This is a genomic window from Terriglobales bacterium (genome assembly GCA_035651995.1).
GTDB lineage: Bacteria > Acidobacteriota > Terriglobia > Terriglobales > Acidobacteriaceae > DASRER01.
On the sequence record DASRER010000038.1, the window covers coordinates 16,089 to 32,839 of the forward strand.

Below are 16,751 nucleotides of genomic sequence, written 5' to 3' on the forward strand. Positions count from 1 at the left end.
AACGTAAGGCCCGCGGGCCGATTACTGTTGTGCCTGTGCCGCGGCCCCCGCCGACGGCGCCGCTTCGATCTTTCCCTGCCGGAATTCCTCCCCGGTCTCGCGCATGGCGCGCATCAGCGCGGAAAAATCTTCGAAGTCGGTGGCGAAGATCTTTTCCACCATGCGCCGCGTGAGCTCCGGGACGAGCCGGTTCAGCATGACCGGCGCGTATCCCAGCTCGTCCGCCAGCCGCGCCCAGTACAGGTTGCTCGAGTCCCACGACTCAGCCATCAGCCGGCTGCCATATCCGCCGACCGCGGGAAACGGCTTGATGTTCAGCAGCGCGCGCGCGTAACTCTGCTGCAGCGCGGGATGCGGCACACCGAAATCCTCGGAAAGCCGCGCCCAGCTTGCGTCGGCCGGATACTGCCGCGCCAGCTCTTCCAGCTCTTTCCCGGCCGAAGCCCACGCGTCGCTCTGCCCCGGATAGCGCCGCCGGAATTCGGCGGCCAGGTAAAGCGTCTCGCCGGGCATCAACTCCGGCAGCGCATCCTGATTACCGGCCGCGAGCGCGCGCTCGATCTGCGCGCAGCGCTGCGGCAGCATGCGCTCGCTCAGGATGTCCACCACAGGCGCGCGAAGGCTGGCCTTCGTCACCGCCGCGCGCACCAATTCGTCTCCCGCGCGCTGATGCAGCGCGACCGCGTGCATCTCCTGCCGGCTCACCGTCCACCAGCGAGGCAGGATGGCGCTAGTCACCAGCGCCGGCACCGTCTCGTCCCAGATGAGCGCCTGCACGTTTTCCGGCACGATGAAGTCCTGCTCCACCTGCGAGAGCACGAAGGGCAGGTGTGCGAGCGATCCCACCAGGTGCGCGCCGCGCCCGGCCGTCACGCCCGAACCGAAGAGCCGGGGCGTCTTCCACGATTCCTGCAGCGTTTCCGATGCCGATCCGGAGAAATCGTGCGAACGGATGAACAGCGGATTATGGTGCAGCACCTGCGCCGCGGGCGGCTCGTAATACGCGTAGTTGAGCCCAACCAGCGTATCGCGCAGCAGCGCCGAAAGCAGGCCGCGCGCCTCCGCCAGCTCCTTCGGCGACGGGTTCCTGATGACCTTGCTCAGGTCCATCCGCGTTTGCAGCGCGGTGTGCTTGTAATCCGGCAGGCCGGGCGCGTACTCGATGCGCTCGGTGTTGCTGAAGAACGAGCGCGGGAACTCGAACTCGCGCAGCTCCGCCGCCAGCGGCAGCAGCGCGTCAGCCGAAGCTTTTCCCTGCGAAAGTTGCGCCAGGCCGTCCCCCAGCGCAAACAGCGTGTCGAGCGACACCAGCCGCTGGTCCTGCATCACGGTGTGCATGCGGACCGCCAGCTCCGAGCGCATGCGCTGGCCTTCAGGCGTGGACTGCTGCGGTCCGGCCAGCAGGGCGATAATGTTGTCCTGGTAGAGATCAGGCGCTCCAGCCGCGCGGACAACTTCCGAGAGCGCGGTGCGCGCCGCGTCAAACAACTGCGGCCCCGACTTCACTCCCTGCAGCGGCGCCATGGCGCGCTGGAAGGCGTCGTTCATGCGCGCCGGCGGAAGCTGTCCCTGCCGCGCCAGGATCTGCCACAGACCCAGCGTCGCCTGGAAGGTGCCAATCACGTCGGCGCGCAGGAATGGGTCGGAGATGTGGTCCAGGCTGTCGGCCACTGCGAAATAGCGCGCGATCGACGCGTTGTTCAGCCCGTGAAACTCGGCCAGCAGCGTGTACTGATGGCCGAAGCGCGAGTACTTGTCGGCCAGCAGGCGGACCGTGGCCGCGCTCAGGTGCTCATCGCCCGTGCGACCGCGGTCAACCTCGTTGATCGCCAGGTACGTTTGCAGTGGCCCATCGGCCGTTTCGATGCGCGAGAGCCCGAACAGTCCCTCCACCAGCTGGTCGGGCGTGCTCCAGCCCTGTGATTTCCCCGCCCATTCGCGAATCAGGCCCGAACCGCCCCGCCGCCGCAGGATCTCTTTCCACACCGCCAGGCCGCCGGGAATGCGCGGCTGCCCGTTTTCCAGTTGCAGCCGCGAGACCAGCAGAAGCAGTCCGCCATCAGGACGAAATACCGGTGTGGCCGGGCTGCGGCCTACATCTTTGCCCCGCACCCCTTCGTAGAACTTGCGGAGGCGGCGCGGATCGCAGAAGTACGCCTGGTGCTGGTCGTCCGCTCGCGAGAGCGCGTCGAAGTACGCTGCCAGCCAGCCATTGTCTTTCGCGAGCAGCCGCGGAACGAAGTCCGACGGCGCATGAACGTCGGCGCCGGCCAATTCTTTCCATTGCGTCTCCGCCGCCGCTCCGCCCGGCGCCACGACCTTTCCGCCGCGCACCGCGATGTAGCTTCCAAAGAAGTCCATCACGCCCGCAACCGGCAGCAGCTTCGAGAGTCCTGGAGACTGCCGCAAAAGTTCGCGCGTCTCCACGTCGGCCTTCGACATCCCCCAATACAACCGCGCCAGCGACGGATCGCGCAGCAGGTCGTCGAGCAGGTTGCCCTGCCCCAAACGTAATCCTGTGCGGCTCGCGGCTGCCCAGTCGTTGGACGTGAACAGCATCGGCACCGGCGTGTCAGGATACGGATAGCGGAATGGCTGACCGGTGCGCAGCGCCTCTTCCAGTTTGGCCAGAGGGAATCCGGAATCGAGCGTCACAAAGGCGCGCTCCGGGACCGACGTTTCCAGCGCGGCGTTCTTCCCGCAGCCTTCGCGCAGGCGGTAACCCAGCACGTCGAGCAGCGGCTTCACGTCCTCGCAGCGCTCCACGTCAATCGAGTTTTTCGCGCCGGCGAGCGCCCGCAGTTCGCGCGACTGGTCAACGTACCGCCGCAGCAACAGCAAAAATTCGGTGGGCTGCGATTCGCGCTCCCACCCGAGCACGACGGCGTTGCGCGCCAGCAACGGCAACACCTCGTCGGGCGTGACCTTCTGGCTGATGCCCGCCATGCGCAGGAACGAGCGCAGCGGTCCCGGAATCACGGCGACGGATGTGCTGGGCGACGGAGGCGCAGGCGCGGCGGCGGTTGCCGCGCAGGCCGACAGCAATACGGCGATCACAAGGGCGGGGAGACGACGAGGAAACGTCATGACCAAATCCTCTACGACCCAAACCGGGAGGCTCGGTCAAAGCGGGGAATGGACAATCGCCCGAAAAGCGCGGCGCCGGTCCATCCCGCCGGCACAGATCGAGCCGAAATGGCCCACTGTTCCCGCGAATACAACAGAGTGGTTCTTTTAATGCCGTCCAGTCCGATTGTCAACAGTGATGCAGTACATGTTTGGGGAGAAACGTGGCAGGGCCGGGAACGCGCCAATTCGGGTACCGGTATTCAGGACCGCAGGAGCGCCGCAGGCGCGCTATTTTGCGCTGGCGGAGCGGCGGCGCTCGAAGCGGCCGAACTGACGCCGCAATTCCACGCTGTCTTCATAGACGCGGCGGGCGCGTTGCAAAGCAGCCTCCACGTTGGGGCAAATGTTCTCCACGCCCACGTGTTCTTCGAACTCGGCTTGGTGCATCAGGCTGGCGGGCTGCTCACGCGCCCCACACAAAATCAACTCGCGGCCGGAGGCGTGCAACGCATCGGCGACCTCCTCCAGGGCCTTCAACCCTGTGGCGTCGACCGCAGTCATGTTGCGCAAGCGCAGAATCACGATCGGCGGCAGCTCGGAGAGATGATCGTGAATGACGGAAATCTTGTCCGTGGCGCCAAACAGGAATGGACCGTGAATGCGGAAGATGCGTACGTATTCCGGAATGCTCTTGTCCTGGAGAATATGCACGCGCCCTTCGTCAACGTAAGCATTGGTCACCGCGGAAACGGTGGTTGTGATGGTCACTTTGCGGATGAACAGCAGAGTGGCGAGAATCATGCCCGCTTCGACGGCGACGGTGAGATCGGCGAACACGGTGAGCAGGAACGTGACCGCCCAAACCGAAATGTCCGATGCGGTCAGCTTCACGATGTCGCGAATTTCACCCCACTCGCCCATGTTGTAGGCCACCACGACCAAAATCGCCGCCAGGACCGACATCGGAATGAAGCGCGCCAGCGGCGCGGCAAACAGCAGCATGGCCAGCAACGTAAGCGCATGCACCATGCCCGCGACCGGACTCTGTGCGCCGGAGCGGATATTGGTGGCGGTACGGGCTATGGCTCCCGTGGCGGGAAGTCCTCCGACCATCGGCGAGGCGATGTTCGCCAGGCCCTGCGCGATCAGCTCCACGTTGGGATTGTGCTTGTCGTTGCTCATCCGGTCGGAAACCACCGCCGACATGAGCGATTCAATGGCCCCGAGCATGGCGACCGTCAGGGCCGGCCCAAGCAGCGACGGCACCATGCTGAAGTGGAAGGCGGGTATCTCCACTCGCGGCAGCCCGCTGGGAATGCCGCCGAACCGCGATCCGATCGTTTCCACGTGCAGGCGCAACCCCAACGCCGCCAGCGTCCCCAGAAGCAGCGCAACGATGGTGCCGGGAACACGACGCGTGACCCTGGGAACGAGCAGGATCACCACCAGCGCAGCCACCGCCAGCAGCGCCGGCCCGAGGCCGACCGTATTCCAGGCGCGCACAATGGCCAGCATGCGCGGCCCAAATTCGCTGGGAACTTGTTCGATGTGGAGTCCGAAGAAATCCTTGATTTGCGTGCTGGCAATCAGCACCGCGATTCCGTTGGTGAAGCCGATCACCACCGGCCGGGGAATGAACTTGACGGCGGATCCAAAGCCGGTGGCGCCCATCAGCACCAAAATGACGCCCGCCATGAAGGTGCAGATGAACAGCCCGCCCACGCCGTGTTTGGCCACAATGCCGGCGACGATCACCACGAACGCGCCGGTCGGGCCGCCAATCTGTGTCTTGGAGCCGCCCAGCGCCGAAATGATGAACCCGGCAACAATGGCGCAGTAGATGCCCGATTGCGGCGGCACGCCGGAGGAGATGGCGAAAGCCATGGCCAGCGGCAGCGCCACCAGGCCAACGGTGACCCCGGCGATCAGATCGGAAACAAACCTGTGCCGGTTGTATTGGCGAAGGACAAGGAACGACTTCGGCAGCCAGGCCTCGGCCAGGCGCCACGACTTTTGCGGCAGGTCTTTGTCCACGTCAGTCCGTATGGAAAGGAATCGGCTAGTGTAAGTGTGTCACCGATGGCGGTAAAAAATCCATTCCATTCGTTCGGGCGAAGACACGAAGGGCCGCGCCCGGCGTCACACACCGGCACGGCCCCGATCATTTCTACGAAGTGCCCAGCTTCTTGCGCGCCACCGGCCGCGCAAACGCGTTGGTTGGGTTGTGGCTGTTCACGGTCATGATCTGCTGGTAAAGCTCCTTCGCCTTGGCCGCGTCGCCCGTCTTTTCGTACGACTGCGCCAGCAGCAGCATGATGAACGGATCGCGCTGGTCGGCCTTCTGGAGTTCGCCGATCGCCGTCTTGTAGTCCCCGGTGTGATAGGCGACATAACCGGTCAGATACGGCCAGAAACGCGTCTGGTCCGTGTTGCCTCCGCGCGTGATCGTTCCCTTGTCCATGATCGCCTTGGCGGCGGCCACGTGTCTCCCGGCTTCGGCGCGATTTCCGCGGCGCGCCGCGATCCGCGCTTGCGCGTTCTCCCAGCGGAAGTCCCAAAGATCGCGCTCTTCCGGTTTCAGGTCGGCTTTGCGCAGCGCGGTTTCGTGGCCCATCTGGTACCACTTCTGCGCGTTATCCAGATCGCCGGCCTCGATGAAAAGCCGCGCCTGCTCGTTGGCGATTTCGGCGGCCGTGGGGAAGTCCGATTTGGCAACCGCCTCGTCGTACAGCGGGCGCTCGTACTTTGCGGCCTCGCCGGCCTTGCCCTCAAAGGCATACGACATGGCCAGCGTCCGCATCGCGCTGTTCTTCTGCTCCGGCTTGGCGGCCTCGAGCGCGCGATTCAGGTGATAACGCGCCTCGGCATACTGCCCCTTCAGGTCGAGCGCCACGCCGGCACCAAGGTGCGCCTCAAACAGATCGGGCGAAGCCTTGAGCGCCTGCTGGTAAAGCGCCAGCGCCTCGTCCTGCTTGCCCTGGCTATTCAGCTGGCGGCCTTGTTTAACCATTTCCATGGCCGCATCGGCAGGCGTGGGAACCGCGGGCGCCTGCGCCTGCCCCGCGATGGCGCCCACGAACAGGCACAGGGCGAACGACAACAGAACTGCGAATGTTGAACTCTTCATGACCGCAGAATTATGGCACAGACAATACCGCGCGCACACTGCAACCGGCTTTGTCCTCAGCTCACGCTTGCTTGCCCGAGGCGACCGCCAGGTTGTTCTGCACCGCGAAGATTCCCGGCACGCTGTTGGCCTGCATGCCGGCCAGCGTCTTATCGCCTTCGCTGTTGACCGTGCCCTCCAGCGAAACGCGCCCGTTCTTCACGATGATGCGAATCGGCTTGATGGACAACAGCGCGTACTTCTCCAGCGCCGGGTATCCGTAGATGGCGCGATAGAGCTGCAGGCGCAGGCGATCGTCGTTGGGCGACGGCGGCAGCACCTCGATGTTGTTGATCACCTTCTCCACGCCTTCAATCTTCTTCACCGCGTTTTCGGTGTCGGTTTTGAGTGTGGGCCGCGTGACCGCGCCGGTCAGCGTCACCGTGTTGCCGTCAACCTTGTATCCGATCGCATCGAAAACGTCGTAGTACGGCAGCATCAGGACTTCGTGCATGACCTCGCGCTTGATGCGCTCCACGTCACGCGCGGAAGCCTGCCGATGTGCGGCAGCCGTCACCGCGACCGATAGACAAAACAGGCCAAGGAAAATGGTGCGAAGTCGTTTCATTGCATCTCTCCCTTTCAACGCCACGCGCGTTGGCGGTACAAAGACCTTCATTTTTTCTTCTTGTTGCCGAGGAGACCGTGGATCAAATCGCCAACGGAGTTTTGCTGGTTAGGACTCCGGTTGCTGGTTTGCCCGCTCTGCGTGCCCCCGCTGCCCAGCGGTTGCAGCAGGCCGCCGCCCTTCACCATGCCGGCGACATCGGGAACGAAGATCGGCCGGGCCGTGGTTCCCTGAATGCGAAACGGCAGCGTATTGCTTCCCTTGCCCGCCAGGCCGGCCAGGTTTGCCAGCCCGCCGGCAACGCTGCCCGCCGCCGTGTTGAGCTTGGCCACCATGCGGAAGTCGAGCGTGTTGTTGCTGGCAATCACGCCCGAGCCGGTCACGGCGCCAAGCTCGGGAATCACGATGTTCAGGTTCTGCGCCTGCGTGCCGCCCGGGCTGATCTGCAAGTCCGAACTCATCATCTGGATCGTCGTGTCCGCCGTCTTCTGAATGCCGGCGAGCGCCGCCACCAGCGCCAGCTCCTTCGCCATGCTGAAGTTCGTCACCTTCGTGTTGGCGATTTGCACCGCGCCCGAGGTCAGCATCCGATCCACGGCGCCATCGAATCTCAGATTGGCGGTCGCCGTGCCGCCCTGCAACGACGCACCCGAGGGCAGCGTGACCCCGAACGCCGGCAACACTCCCACCAGGTCCGGCACGGGCAGGTCTTGCCCTGTCATCACCATGTGGACAACCGCAGGTTCATTGCGCAAGTCGTAGTTTCCCGTCAGGTGAGAGATGCTCTTTCCGATATGTATGTTGCCCCTGGAAAGCGTCCCGGTGGAGCGCTGCAGGTTGTGCGTAGCGGCGTAATCAATCGTGATGGGCGCCGAAGCCGGTGAACCCGCCTTGGTGAGCCGCAGTCTCTGCGCCCTGATCGTGCCCTCGGACCGGGCAGTGCCGTCGCTGGAAGCGAGCGTTCCTGTGTAGTCCATCACGCCCGAGACGGCCGATTCCGGCCCCAGCAGGCCGGTCGAGCCGAGGTCGAGCGAGGAGATCTTGATTTCGGCGTTCAGTGGCGTCAGCGCGCTATCGGTGGCGTTCACCGGACCGGCATGCCCTTCGATCGTCGCCTTCCCGCCTCCCGGAGTGGTGAGGCTCATGCTGAAGGGAAACTGCGAGTCGGGGCCGATGTTGCTTGCCTTCACATTGACGTTCGTATAGGCGCTCAACTTGCCGCCTGCCCGGCCAACCGACACGCGTCCATCCTCCACCTTGAGCGATGAAATTCGCGCCGAGCCCGGCGCCGCGCTGCCTCCGCCTTTTTTCGCGTTGCTGCCGAGGGTAGAAAAATTCCAGCGTCCGTCGCCCGCTTGCAGCAGCGTGACCTCAGGGTTCACCAGCGTGAGCGAGCTGATGTTGGCTTCGCGGCGCGTGATGAGCGGCCACAGCTCGACGCCCACATTGACCTGCCTCGCCCGAACGAACGGGCCGCGGCTGAAGGCGGGATCGTCGGCGATCGTGATATCGCTGGCGCTCAGGCCGCCCGAAAGCAGGGAAAGGCTCAGGCTGCCCACGTGCACGCTGCGGCCCAGCGCCGATTGCAGGCGTGACTCAACCTGCGGCCGCACTACGTTTGCGTCGAAGAAAAACGAAATGCAAGCGACTGCTGTGAGCGCTGCAAGCAGCACCACGCCAACGATGATCAGGCTGCGTTTCACCGCGTCCCTCCCCCCGGTCGGAGCGCCGTCTGCGATCAGCCGGCCAGCGGCGGATCAGCGCCCTCGGACGCGCACTTCGAATTCGGCGCGGCAGCCGCGGTCCACCCAGATGCCGTCGTTGCGCCAGCCCCAGCTCTGCGTCTCCGTACAGGGCGACCCGCTGATCTGCCGCACCAGGCGCGCGCTGCGGACGTTCGCGATCGGGCAGAAGCGGTAGTCCTCGTCGTCGGACTCGCACTTGATGTTGGCCGTCTGCTGGTTGCGCCCAAAACCGCCCCCGCCCTGGCCGGCATTGAGGATTCCGCTGCCGGTGTACACGGTGAATTCGGCGCGGCAGCCGCGATCAACCCACACCTCGCGCTCGCTCCAGCCGAAGCTGCGATTCAGCGTGCACGGCGAGCCGCTGATCTGGCGATAGACCTCGACGCTCGACACGCGATCGTTCACCGGACACGACCGGCGATGCTCGTCGTTCGACTCGCACTTGATCAGCGTGCGGTTGTGGCCCCACACGCCGCCCAGGACCGGTACGCGGAACCCGGTCTCGTACGGATACACCGTGAACACGGCGCGGCAGCCGCGGTCCACCCAGATGCCGCTGCTGCTGAATCCCCAGCTCCGGTTGAACGTGCAGGGCGACCCGCTCATCTGCCGCTGCAATTCCACGCGAGCCACGGCGCCCTGCGTCGGGCAGGTGCGGTAGTGCTCGTCATTGGACTCACACGTCACCGGGTAGGAGTTGGCGCTCGGCTGGCGTCCGAACTGCGCCGAAGCGGCGCGCGATACAAGCACAACGACGCCCAGCAGCGTCAATGCAAAGACCGCCATCCGGAGTTTCATGCACGCCCTCCTGCTTTTTCTGAGGTCACGCAACCCAGGCCCAGGAAAGCCGCGGCATTGCCGAAGCACACGTCTTCGATCAGCCGGCCGGCCAGAGATTCGTCTGCCGGCAGGAGCCCGGCTTCGATGTCGGCGCCCAGCATGTTGCACAGCACGCGGCGGAAATACTCGTGCCGCGGGTATGACAGGAACGAGCGCGAATCGGTCACCATGCCGATGAAGCGCGAGAGCAGCCCGGTGTTGGAGAGCGCGTTGATCTGCCACTCAATCGCTTCCTTCTGATCGAGGAACCACCATCCACTGCCGAACTGGATCTTGCCGGCGGTGCTGCCGTCCGAGAAGCTGCCCGCGATGGTCGCGAACAGGTAGTTGTCGCGCGGGTTCAGGTTGTAGATCACCATCTTGGGCAGCGCGTTTTCCTGGTCGAGCCGGTCCAGGTAACTGACCAGCGCCTCCCCCTGCGGCCAGTCGCCCACGCAATCATAGCCCGCGTCGCGTCCCACCTGCTGGCGCATGCGCGAATTGGCGTTGCGCCGCGCCCCCAGGTGCATCTGCTTGGTCCAGCCTTTTTCGGCGTCGAGCCGCCCGAAGTACAGCATCATGAAGCCGGCAAAGCGGCTGCGCTCCTCCGGCGTCACCGCGCGGCCCGAACGGGCAGTATCGAAGATCGCCGCCGCTTCCCGCTCGCTGCACAGGTCGGCGTAGCAATGGTCCAGGCCGTGGTCCGAGAGCCGGCAACCGAGCGCATGGAATTCGTCGTGACGCTTGCGAATCGAGGTGAGCAGGTCAGCGAGCTTGCGGATCTCCACGTTGGCGGTCGCGCCGATCTTGTCGATCCAGAAATTCCAGTCCACCGGCAGGTGAACATTCAGCACCGCATCCGGACGAAAGGTCGGATACACTCGCGTCGCCAGGTTCGACGCGGCAATCCGCTGGTGGTGCTCCAGGCTGTCGGCCGGATCGTCGGTCGTGCACACGGCGCGCACGCTGAACTTCGCCAGGATGCCGTGCGCGGTAAGTCCATCGGAGGCTAGCTGCTCGTTGGCGCGCTTCCAAATCGACGGCGCGGTTTTCTCGTCGAGAAGATCGTCAATGCCGAAGTAGCGCTTCAGCTCCAGGTGCGTCCAGTGATAGAGCGGGTTGCGCAGCGTGCGCGGCACCACCCGCGCCCAGGCCAGGAACTTCTCGTAGTCGCCGGCATCGCCGGTGCAGTACTTCTCGGCGACGCCGTCGGCCCGCATCGCGCGCCACTTGTAGTGGTCGCCCTCCAGCCACGCTTCAAACAGGTTCTTGAAGCGCCGGTTCTCGGCGATCTCGCGCGCCGGAAGATGGCAGTGGTAGTCGAGGATCGGCTGGCCGGCGGCGTACTCCTCATAGAGCCGCTTCGCAGCATGGTTCTGAAGCAGGAAATCGTCGTGTATGAAGTTCATGAGTTGCGCAATGCGTTGTCGACTGCACTCAAGGTTTCGCCGGCAACCGCCGGCGGCACAGCCGCCCTACTGCGCTACTCCCCGTAGGGCACCCAGATGTTCTTGACCTGTGTGGCGTGATGCAAAAACCAGCGGCCCTCCGCCTGGCGCGCGTCAAACCAGTCGATGGAGCGGCCTTCGTTCGTCCACACCTGCTTCAGGTTCCCGGTCGAGAGCGACTTCGCCGCCTCCGCCGCGGCGGCATCGGCAAACGACCAGATGGCGTCCACGTCATCGTGCTCAGCCAGCACCTTCATGAGTTCCATCGCGCGCCCGGTCACAATGTTGACCACGCCGCCCGGCAGGTCGCTCGTGTCGAGCACCTGGTAGAGGTCGCCGACAATGAGCGGATAAAGCTCGGAAGGAATCGCGACCACCGTGTTCCCTGCCGCGATCGCCGGCATGACAACCGATACGAATCCCAGCAACGGCGCTTCCCGCGGACAAACGATGCCCACCGTCCCGATCGGCTCGTTCATCGCCAGCGCGACGTTGCGGAACGGCGGGTTGTGCACCGCGCCGTCGTACTTGTCCGCCCACGCCGCATACGAGAAGATGCGCTCGATGCTCGCCTGCACCTCGGCCGCCGCCTGCTGCTCGCCGACCACGCGCGACAGCCCCGCGGCCGCCTGCGTGCCGCGCTGGGAAAGATTTTCCGCGATGTAGAACAGCACCTGCGCGCGATTATGCGCCGTGGCCTTGCCCCAGCCTTCTGCTTTGTGTGCGGCCTCCACGGCATTGCGAATGTCTTTGCGGTTCCCCAGCGGGATTTCGCCGAGCAGCGCGCCATCGGCGGCGTGCACCGGCAGGCTGTATCCGGAATCGGGACGCGCCTGCTTCCCGCCGATGTAGAGCTTTACCGTGCGGTCAATCGCGGGCATGCCGGAATCGCCGTCGTCGTTTTCGTCGGCGCCGACCGACGCCGTCGCCGCGCGAAGCTGCGGCGCGCTCTTGAACCATGCCGGCTCCAGATACTCCAGCAGGCCCTCGCGTCCGCCTTCGCGTCCGTAGCCGCTCTCGCGATATCCGCCAAAGCCGCAGGCCGCGTCGAACAGGTTCGTGCTGTTCACCCAAACCACGCCCGCCTTCAGTTGCGCCGCCACGTGCAGCGCCACGTTGATGCTCTCGCTCCACACGCTCGCCGCCAGGCCATACGTCGTGTTGTTGGCTAGTTCAACGGCCTCGCGCGGCGTGCGGAAGCTCATCGCCGCCAGCACCGGTCCGAAGATCTCCTCCTGCGCCACGGTCGAGGCCGGATGCACATTAATAAGGAGCGTGGGCGGGAAATAGAGACCGCGCGCCGGCACCGGCGTCGAGGGCTGCCAGCAACTCGCGCCCTCCGAAACACCCTGCTCCACCAGCCGCTTGATGCGCTCCAGTTGCACCGGCGCAACGATGGCGCCGATGTCGATCGCCTTGTCGAGCGGCGGCCCCATGCGCAGCGACTCCATGCGCTCGCGAATTTTCCCGATCAGCGGCTCGGCGATGCTCTCCTGCATCAGCAGCCGCGACCCGGCGCAGCAGACCTGCCCCTGGTTGAACCAGATTCCGTCCACCAGGCCTTCCACGGCGCTGTCCAGGTCGGCGTCCTCGAAAATGATGAACGGCGACTTGCCGCCGAGTTCGAGCGAAATCTTCTTGTGGCTCGCGGCGGTCGCTTTGCGGATGATGCGCCCGACCTCGGTCGAACCGGTAAAAGCGATCTTGTCCACGTCGTCGTGCTTCACTAGCGCTTCGCCCGTGCGCCCGTCGCCGGTCACGATGTTGACCACGCCCGGCGGCAGCCCGGCTTCGGCGCACAACTCGGCGAACGCCAGCGCGCTCAGCGGGGTGAATTCGGCGGGCTTCAGGACAACGGTGTTGCCCGTCGCCAGCGCCGGCGCGATCTTCCACGCCAGCATCAGCAGCGGGAAATTCCACGGGATCACCTGCCCCACGACGCCGCAGGCGGTATAGCCGGGAAATTCCTGCTCGAGCAGTTGCGCCCATCCGGCGTGGTGGTAGAAGTGCCGCGCGACCAGCGGAATATCAATGTCACGGCTCTCGCGGATGGGCTTGCCGTTGTCCATCGTCTCGATCACGGCCAGCCGCCGCGAGTGCTTCTGCACCTGTCGTGCAAGCGCGTACAGATAGCGCGCGCGCGCATGTGGCGTGAGCGCCTGCCACGCCGGCAACGCTTTCCGCGCCGCTTCAACGGCGGCGTTCACATCAGCAAGCGAGCCCTGCGCCACCTGCGCGAGCCGCTCGCCGGTGGAAGGATCGTTGCTATCGAAGTATTCGCCGGCCGAGGGCGCAAGCCACGCGCCGTTCACGAAGTGACCGAAACGGCGCTTGTGGCCGTCCAGCCACGCTAGCGCCTCTTTTGGATCTTCCGGCGCGGGGCCGTATTCCATGCTGACGAATTTTTCGACGATGCTCATGGGCCCTTTTTGTTCAGCTTGCCGTATTAAGCAATCGGATGACGGTGCTCGGCCGAGTATCGGCCGGTGGCGAAGTATTCCAGCTGCCGCTCGATGTCGGCCAGCATGCCGCTGGCGCCGAAGCGGAACAGGCTCGCCTGCATCCACGGCACGCCCAGCTCTTCGCGCATCAGCGACAGCCACTCCAGCGACTGCTTCGCCGTCCGGATGCCGCCCGCCGGCTTGAAACCCACCGCCATGCCGGTTTGGTGCGCGTACTCGCGGATGGCGCGCGTCATCACCAGCCCGGCGGGAAGCGTGGCGTTGGTCGCCTCTTTTCCGGTCGACGTCTTGATGAAGTCGGCGCCGGCCATCATCGCCACGTAGCTGGCTCTGGCAACGTTGCGCAGCGTCAGCAGGTCGCCCGTCCCGAGAATCACTTTCAGGTGCGCGCGTCCGCAGGCTTCCTTGAAGGTCGCGACTTCGTCGTACAGCGCCTGCCACTGCCCGCCGAACACGTGCGCGCGCGTGATGACCACGTCAATCTCGTGCGCGCCCGCTTCGACCGAGCGGCGAATCTCCGCCACGCGCTCCGCCAGCGGCGAGAGTCCCGCCGGAAAACCGGTGGAGACCGCCGCTACGTGAATGCCGCTGCCTTCCAGCGCCTGCAGCGCCGTCTCGATGAACGTGTGATACACGCACACCGCCGCGACCTTGATTCCCAGTTCTTCCACGCCCAGCTTCTGCGCCAGCGGCTGCTGGATCGGCTGCCGCGCCTTGGCGCACAGCCGCCGGACACGCTCATGCGTGTCGTCGCCCGAAAGCGTGGTCAGGTCCATGCACGAGATGGCGCGCAGCAGCCACGCCGCCTGCCATTCCTTCTTCACCGTGCGACGCGCCACCAGCGACTGCGCGCGGCGCTCCACCGCGCTGGTGTTCACCCGAACCTCTTCCACCCAGTCAATGTTCAGCGGAATGCCGCGGTTGGCGACCAGATCGCGGCCGCCGAGGGTGGCAATCGCCTGCTCAGTCGAGTTCAGGGCTTCGCTGGCGCGAACCGTCACAGCCGCCACACTGTCCTTCTTGACCAACTTCACGGCCATACTCAGCTCCCGTGGCGCCGCACTGAACCGTTTCAAAGCGTAATGCTTCGTCTCAGGCGTTTGAGAGCTGCCATTGTATCCAATATTCCCGGGGAGCCAGCGCAATCTGCGCCGCCTGAGAGGGGCCGCCGCCGAGCGGCGGCTCGCCAATCCTGGTGCCCTTGCGAAGGAGATTCGCAAAAGTCTCTCGTCGATGCAATTTCTTGCGCTGCAGCGAGTTACCAGCGGCGGCTACAGCAGATGGCGAAACCCTTCCGAATTGAAAAACCGCTCGGGGGTCGTGACCTCAACGATCTTGCCCGCCGACATAGCAATCAGCGTGTGGCCCAGCGCCATGGCCTCATCGTAGGAGTGTGTGACGTACAGCGTGGGGACGCTCTGCACCTCCGGGCGTCGCTTCAGATCGCCCACGATCGCCGTTCGTGTCGCCAGGTCCAGCGCCGACAACGGCTCGTCAAGCAGCACCAGTTGCGGACGCGGTGCCAGGGTGCGCGCCAGCGCCACCCGCTGCTTTTCGCCGCCGGAGAGGCCATCGGCCCTCCGCCGCGCGACTCCTGCCGCGTCAAACGCCTCCAGCATCTCGTGCGCTCGTCTCCCCTGCTCGCTCGCCGGCTTGGCGAAAAGCCCGAAGCGCACGTTCTGCGTCGCCGTCATGTGCGGGAACAGCGCCAGCTCCTGGAAGACGTAGCCCACGCGCCGCGCGCGCGAAGGAACGTCAACGGCCGCGCCGGAATCGTAGAGCTGCTCGTCGCCCATCGCTACCCGGCCTTCATCCGGCGTCAGCAGACCGGCAATGCAGTTCAGCAGTGTAGTTTTCCCGCATCCCGAGGGACCGAAGAGGATGGTCACGCCCGGCCCGGCGTGAAATGCAACCTCGAGCGTGAATTCGGCCGAGAGCCGCTTGCGCAAACGGACGTCGAGCGCCGGGGCCGCGTTGGCCGGCGGCCTCACCGGCCCGCCTGCGGACGCCACAGGCTCCAGCTGGCGCGCGCCGCTCCATACACCGCGGCCAATACCGCGAACGAAAACACCAGCAGCGCGAGCGACGTGCGCCCCGCGGCGGCGTAGTTCAGTGTTTGCGCTTCGTCATAAATCGCGATGGAGACGGTTTGCGTCACGCCGGGAATGTTGCCGCCCACCATCAGCACCACGCCGAACTCGCCCAGCGTGTGCGCGAACGCCAGCACCAGGCTGGTGATCAGGCCGGCGCGCGAAAGCGGCAGCGTCACGGTCAGGAACGTGCGCAGCCGCGAACTGCCCAGCATCTCCGACGCCTGCAGATATCGCTTGTCTACCAATCGAAACGACGCCACCAGCGGCTGCACGCCAAACGGCAGACTGTAGAGCACCGATGCGACCACCAGCCCCGCGAACGTAAACGGCAGCGGGCTGCCGAACAGGCCTGCATAGGCGCGTCCCAGCGGGCTGCGTGCGCCCAGCCCCGCCAGCACATAGAAACCGAGCACGGTCGGCGGCAGCACCAGCGGCAGCGCGACCACCGCTTCCACCAAAAACATCCACCGGCGGCGCGAAAATGCGATCCACCACGCCAGCGGCAGCGCGAGCACGAACAGGACCGCCGTCGTCGTAAGCGCCAGGCGCAGGCTGAGGAAGATCGCCGGCCAGTTCATTTTGCCGGCCTCGCTGGCGGCGCCGTTGTGGAGCTTGTGTCGGATGTTTGCAAGCCGTACTGCGACATCAGCTCCCGAATCTCCGGCGTCTGCAGCAAACCAATCAGCGATCGCGCCGCTTCCTTCTGCCGCGAGCCCTTCAGAATGACCGCGGCCTGCTCGATCGGCGGGTGCAGTTCCTGCGGAACAAGTGCGTAGCTTCCCTTCTGCTTCATCGCCGGCGCAAGCGCGAGCGACAGCGCGATGATGCCGGCGTCGGCATTGCCCGTTTCAGCGAACTGCGCCGCCTGCGCCACGTTTTCGCCCAGCACGATCTTGCCCGCAACCTCGTCCTTGATTCCCGCGCGTTCCAGCGCCGCCATCGCCGCGCGTCCATACGGCGCATGCGCGGGATTCGCGATCGCAATCCGGCGCACGCCCGGCGCGGTGAGGGCCCCCAGACCCTTGGCCGGGTCAACCGGCGAACCCTTCGGCGCCCACACAACAATGCGGCCCGTGGCATAGCGATACAAGCTGCCCGGCTCGGCGGCGCCCGACTCGACCAGCTTCTGCGCGTAATCGACGTCGGCGGAGAAAAACAGGTCGTAGGGCGCGCCGTTCTGTATCTGGGCGAAAAGGTTTCCCGATGAACCCAGCGACAGCACCACACGATTGCCGGTGCGCGCCTCGTAACGGGCGGCGACCTGCTTGAACGCACCCGCCAGATCAGCGGCCGCGGCGACGAAAACGTCTGCCGCGCGGCAGCACACGGCGAACGTCAGGACAAGTAGCAGCGTGCAATAGCGCGTCAGCCGTTGGAACAT

Annotated in this window: 12 protein-coding genes; all 12 read right to left on the reverse strand. The window is 65.2% G+C overall.

Annotation, left to right across the window (positions count from 1 at the left end):
- Nucleotides 1-21: 21 nt before the first annotated feature.
- The 12 genes from VFA60_12845 to modA all read right to left on the reverse strand — a co-directional run bounded on the left by VFA60_12845 (nucleotide 22) and on the right by modA (nucleotide 16,751).
- Nucleotides 22-3,087: a hypothetical protein gene (locus tag VFA60_12845; GenBank protein ID HZQ92675.1), complete on the reverse strand. Its 3,066-nt coding sequence runs from the start codon at nucleotides 3,085-3,087 to the stop codon at nucleotides 22-24.
- A 270-nt stretch (nucleotides 3,088-3,357) separates the two neighbouring features.
- On the reverse strand, nucleotides 3,358-5,103 hold the full coding sequence (locus VFA60_12850; GenBank protein ID HZQ92676.1) for a SulP family inorganic anion transporter: 1,746 nt from the start codon (nucleotides 5,101-5,103) through the stop codon (nucleotides 3,358-3,360).
- Nucleotides 5,104-5,236: 133 nt separating this feature from the next.
- Nucleotides 5,237-6,196 carry a tetratricopeptide repeat protein gene (locus tag VFA60_12855; protein ID HZQ92677.1) on the reverse strand — a complete coding sequence of 320 codons (960 nt, stop codon included), beginning with the start codon at nucleotides 6,194-6,196 and terminating at the stop codon, nucleotides 5,237-5,239.
- A 61-nt stretch (nucleotides 6,197-6,257) separates the two neighbouring features.
- Nucleotides 6,258-6,803 (reverse strand): BON domain-containing protein, encoded by a 546-nt coding sequence (locus VFA60_12860; protein ID HZQ92678.1) that lies wholly within the window; start codon nucleotides 6,801-6,803, stop codon nucleotides 6,258-6,260.
- Between the two features lie 47 nt (nucleotides 6,804-6,850).
- Nucleotides 6,851-8,506, reverse strand: a complete 1,656-nt coding sequence (locus VFA60_12865) for an AsmA family protein (GenBank protein HZQ92679.1) — start codon at nucleotides 8,504-8,506, stop codon at nucleotides 6,851-6,853.
- Between the two features lie 54 nt (nucleotides 8,507-8,560).
- On the reverse strand, nucleotides 8,561-9,346 hold the full coding sequence (locus VFA60_12870; protein ID HZQ92680.1) for a DUF3011 domain-containing protein: 786 nt from the start codon (nucleotides 9,344-9,346) through the stop codon (nucleotides 8,561-8,563).
- Nucleotides 9,343-10,776, reverse strand: a complete 1,434-nt coding sequence (uxaC, locus tag VFA60_12875) for a glucuronate isomerase (GenBank protein HZQ92681.1) — start codon at nucleotides 10,774-10,776, stop codon at nucleotides 9,343-9,345. The genes VFA60_12870 and uxaC overlap by 4 nt, the downstream gene beginning before the upstream one ends.
- A gap of 74 nt (nucleotides 10,777-10,850) precedes the next feature.
- Nucleotides 10,851-13,235 carry an aldehyde dehydrogenase family protein gene (locus VFA60_12880; protein ID HZQ92682.1) on the reverse strand — a complete coding sequence of 795 codons (2,385 nt, stop codon included), beginning with the start codon at nucleotides 13,233-13,235 and terminating at the stop codon, nucleotides 10,851-10,853.
- Between the two features lie 26 nt (nucleotides 13,236-13,261).
- Nucleotides 13,262-14,317 carry a deoxyribose-phosphate aldolase gene (gene deoC / locus VFA60_12885; GenBank protein ID HZQ92683.1) on the reverse strand — a complete coding sequence of 352 codons (1,056 nt, stop codon included), beginning with the start codon at nucleotides 14,315-14,317 and terminating at the stop codon, nucleotides 13,262-13,264.
- Between the two features lie 231 nt (nucleotides 14,318-14,548).
- Nucleotides 14,549-15,289, reverse strand: a complete 741-nt coding sequence (locus VFA60_12890; GenBank protein HZQ92684.1) for an ATP-binding cassette domain-containing protein — start codon at nucleotides 15,287-15,289, stop codon at nucleotides 14,549-14,551.
- Nucleotides 15,265-15,948 (reverse strand): molybdate ABC transporter permease subunit, encoded by a 684-nt coding sequence (gene modB / locus VFA60_12895; GenBank protein HZQ92685.1) that lies wholly within the window; start codon nucleotides 15,946-15,948, stop codon nucleotides 15,265-15,267. Before modB ends, VFA60_12890 begins: the two co-directional genes overlap by 25 nt.
- Entirely contained in the window at nucleotides 15,945-16,751 is an 807-nt protein-coding gene (gene modA, locus VFA60_12900) for a molybdate ABC transporter substrate-binding protein (protein HZQ92686.1), read from the reverse strand. Before modA ends, modB begins: the two co-directional genes overlap by 4 nt.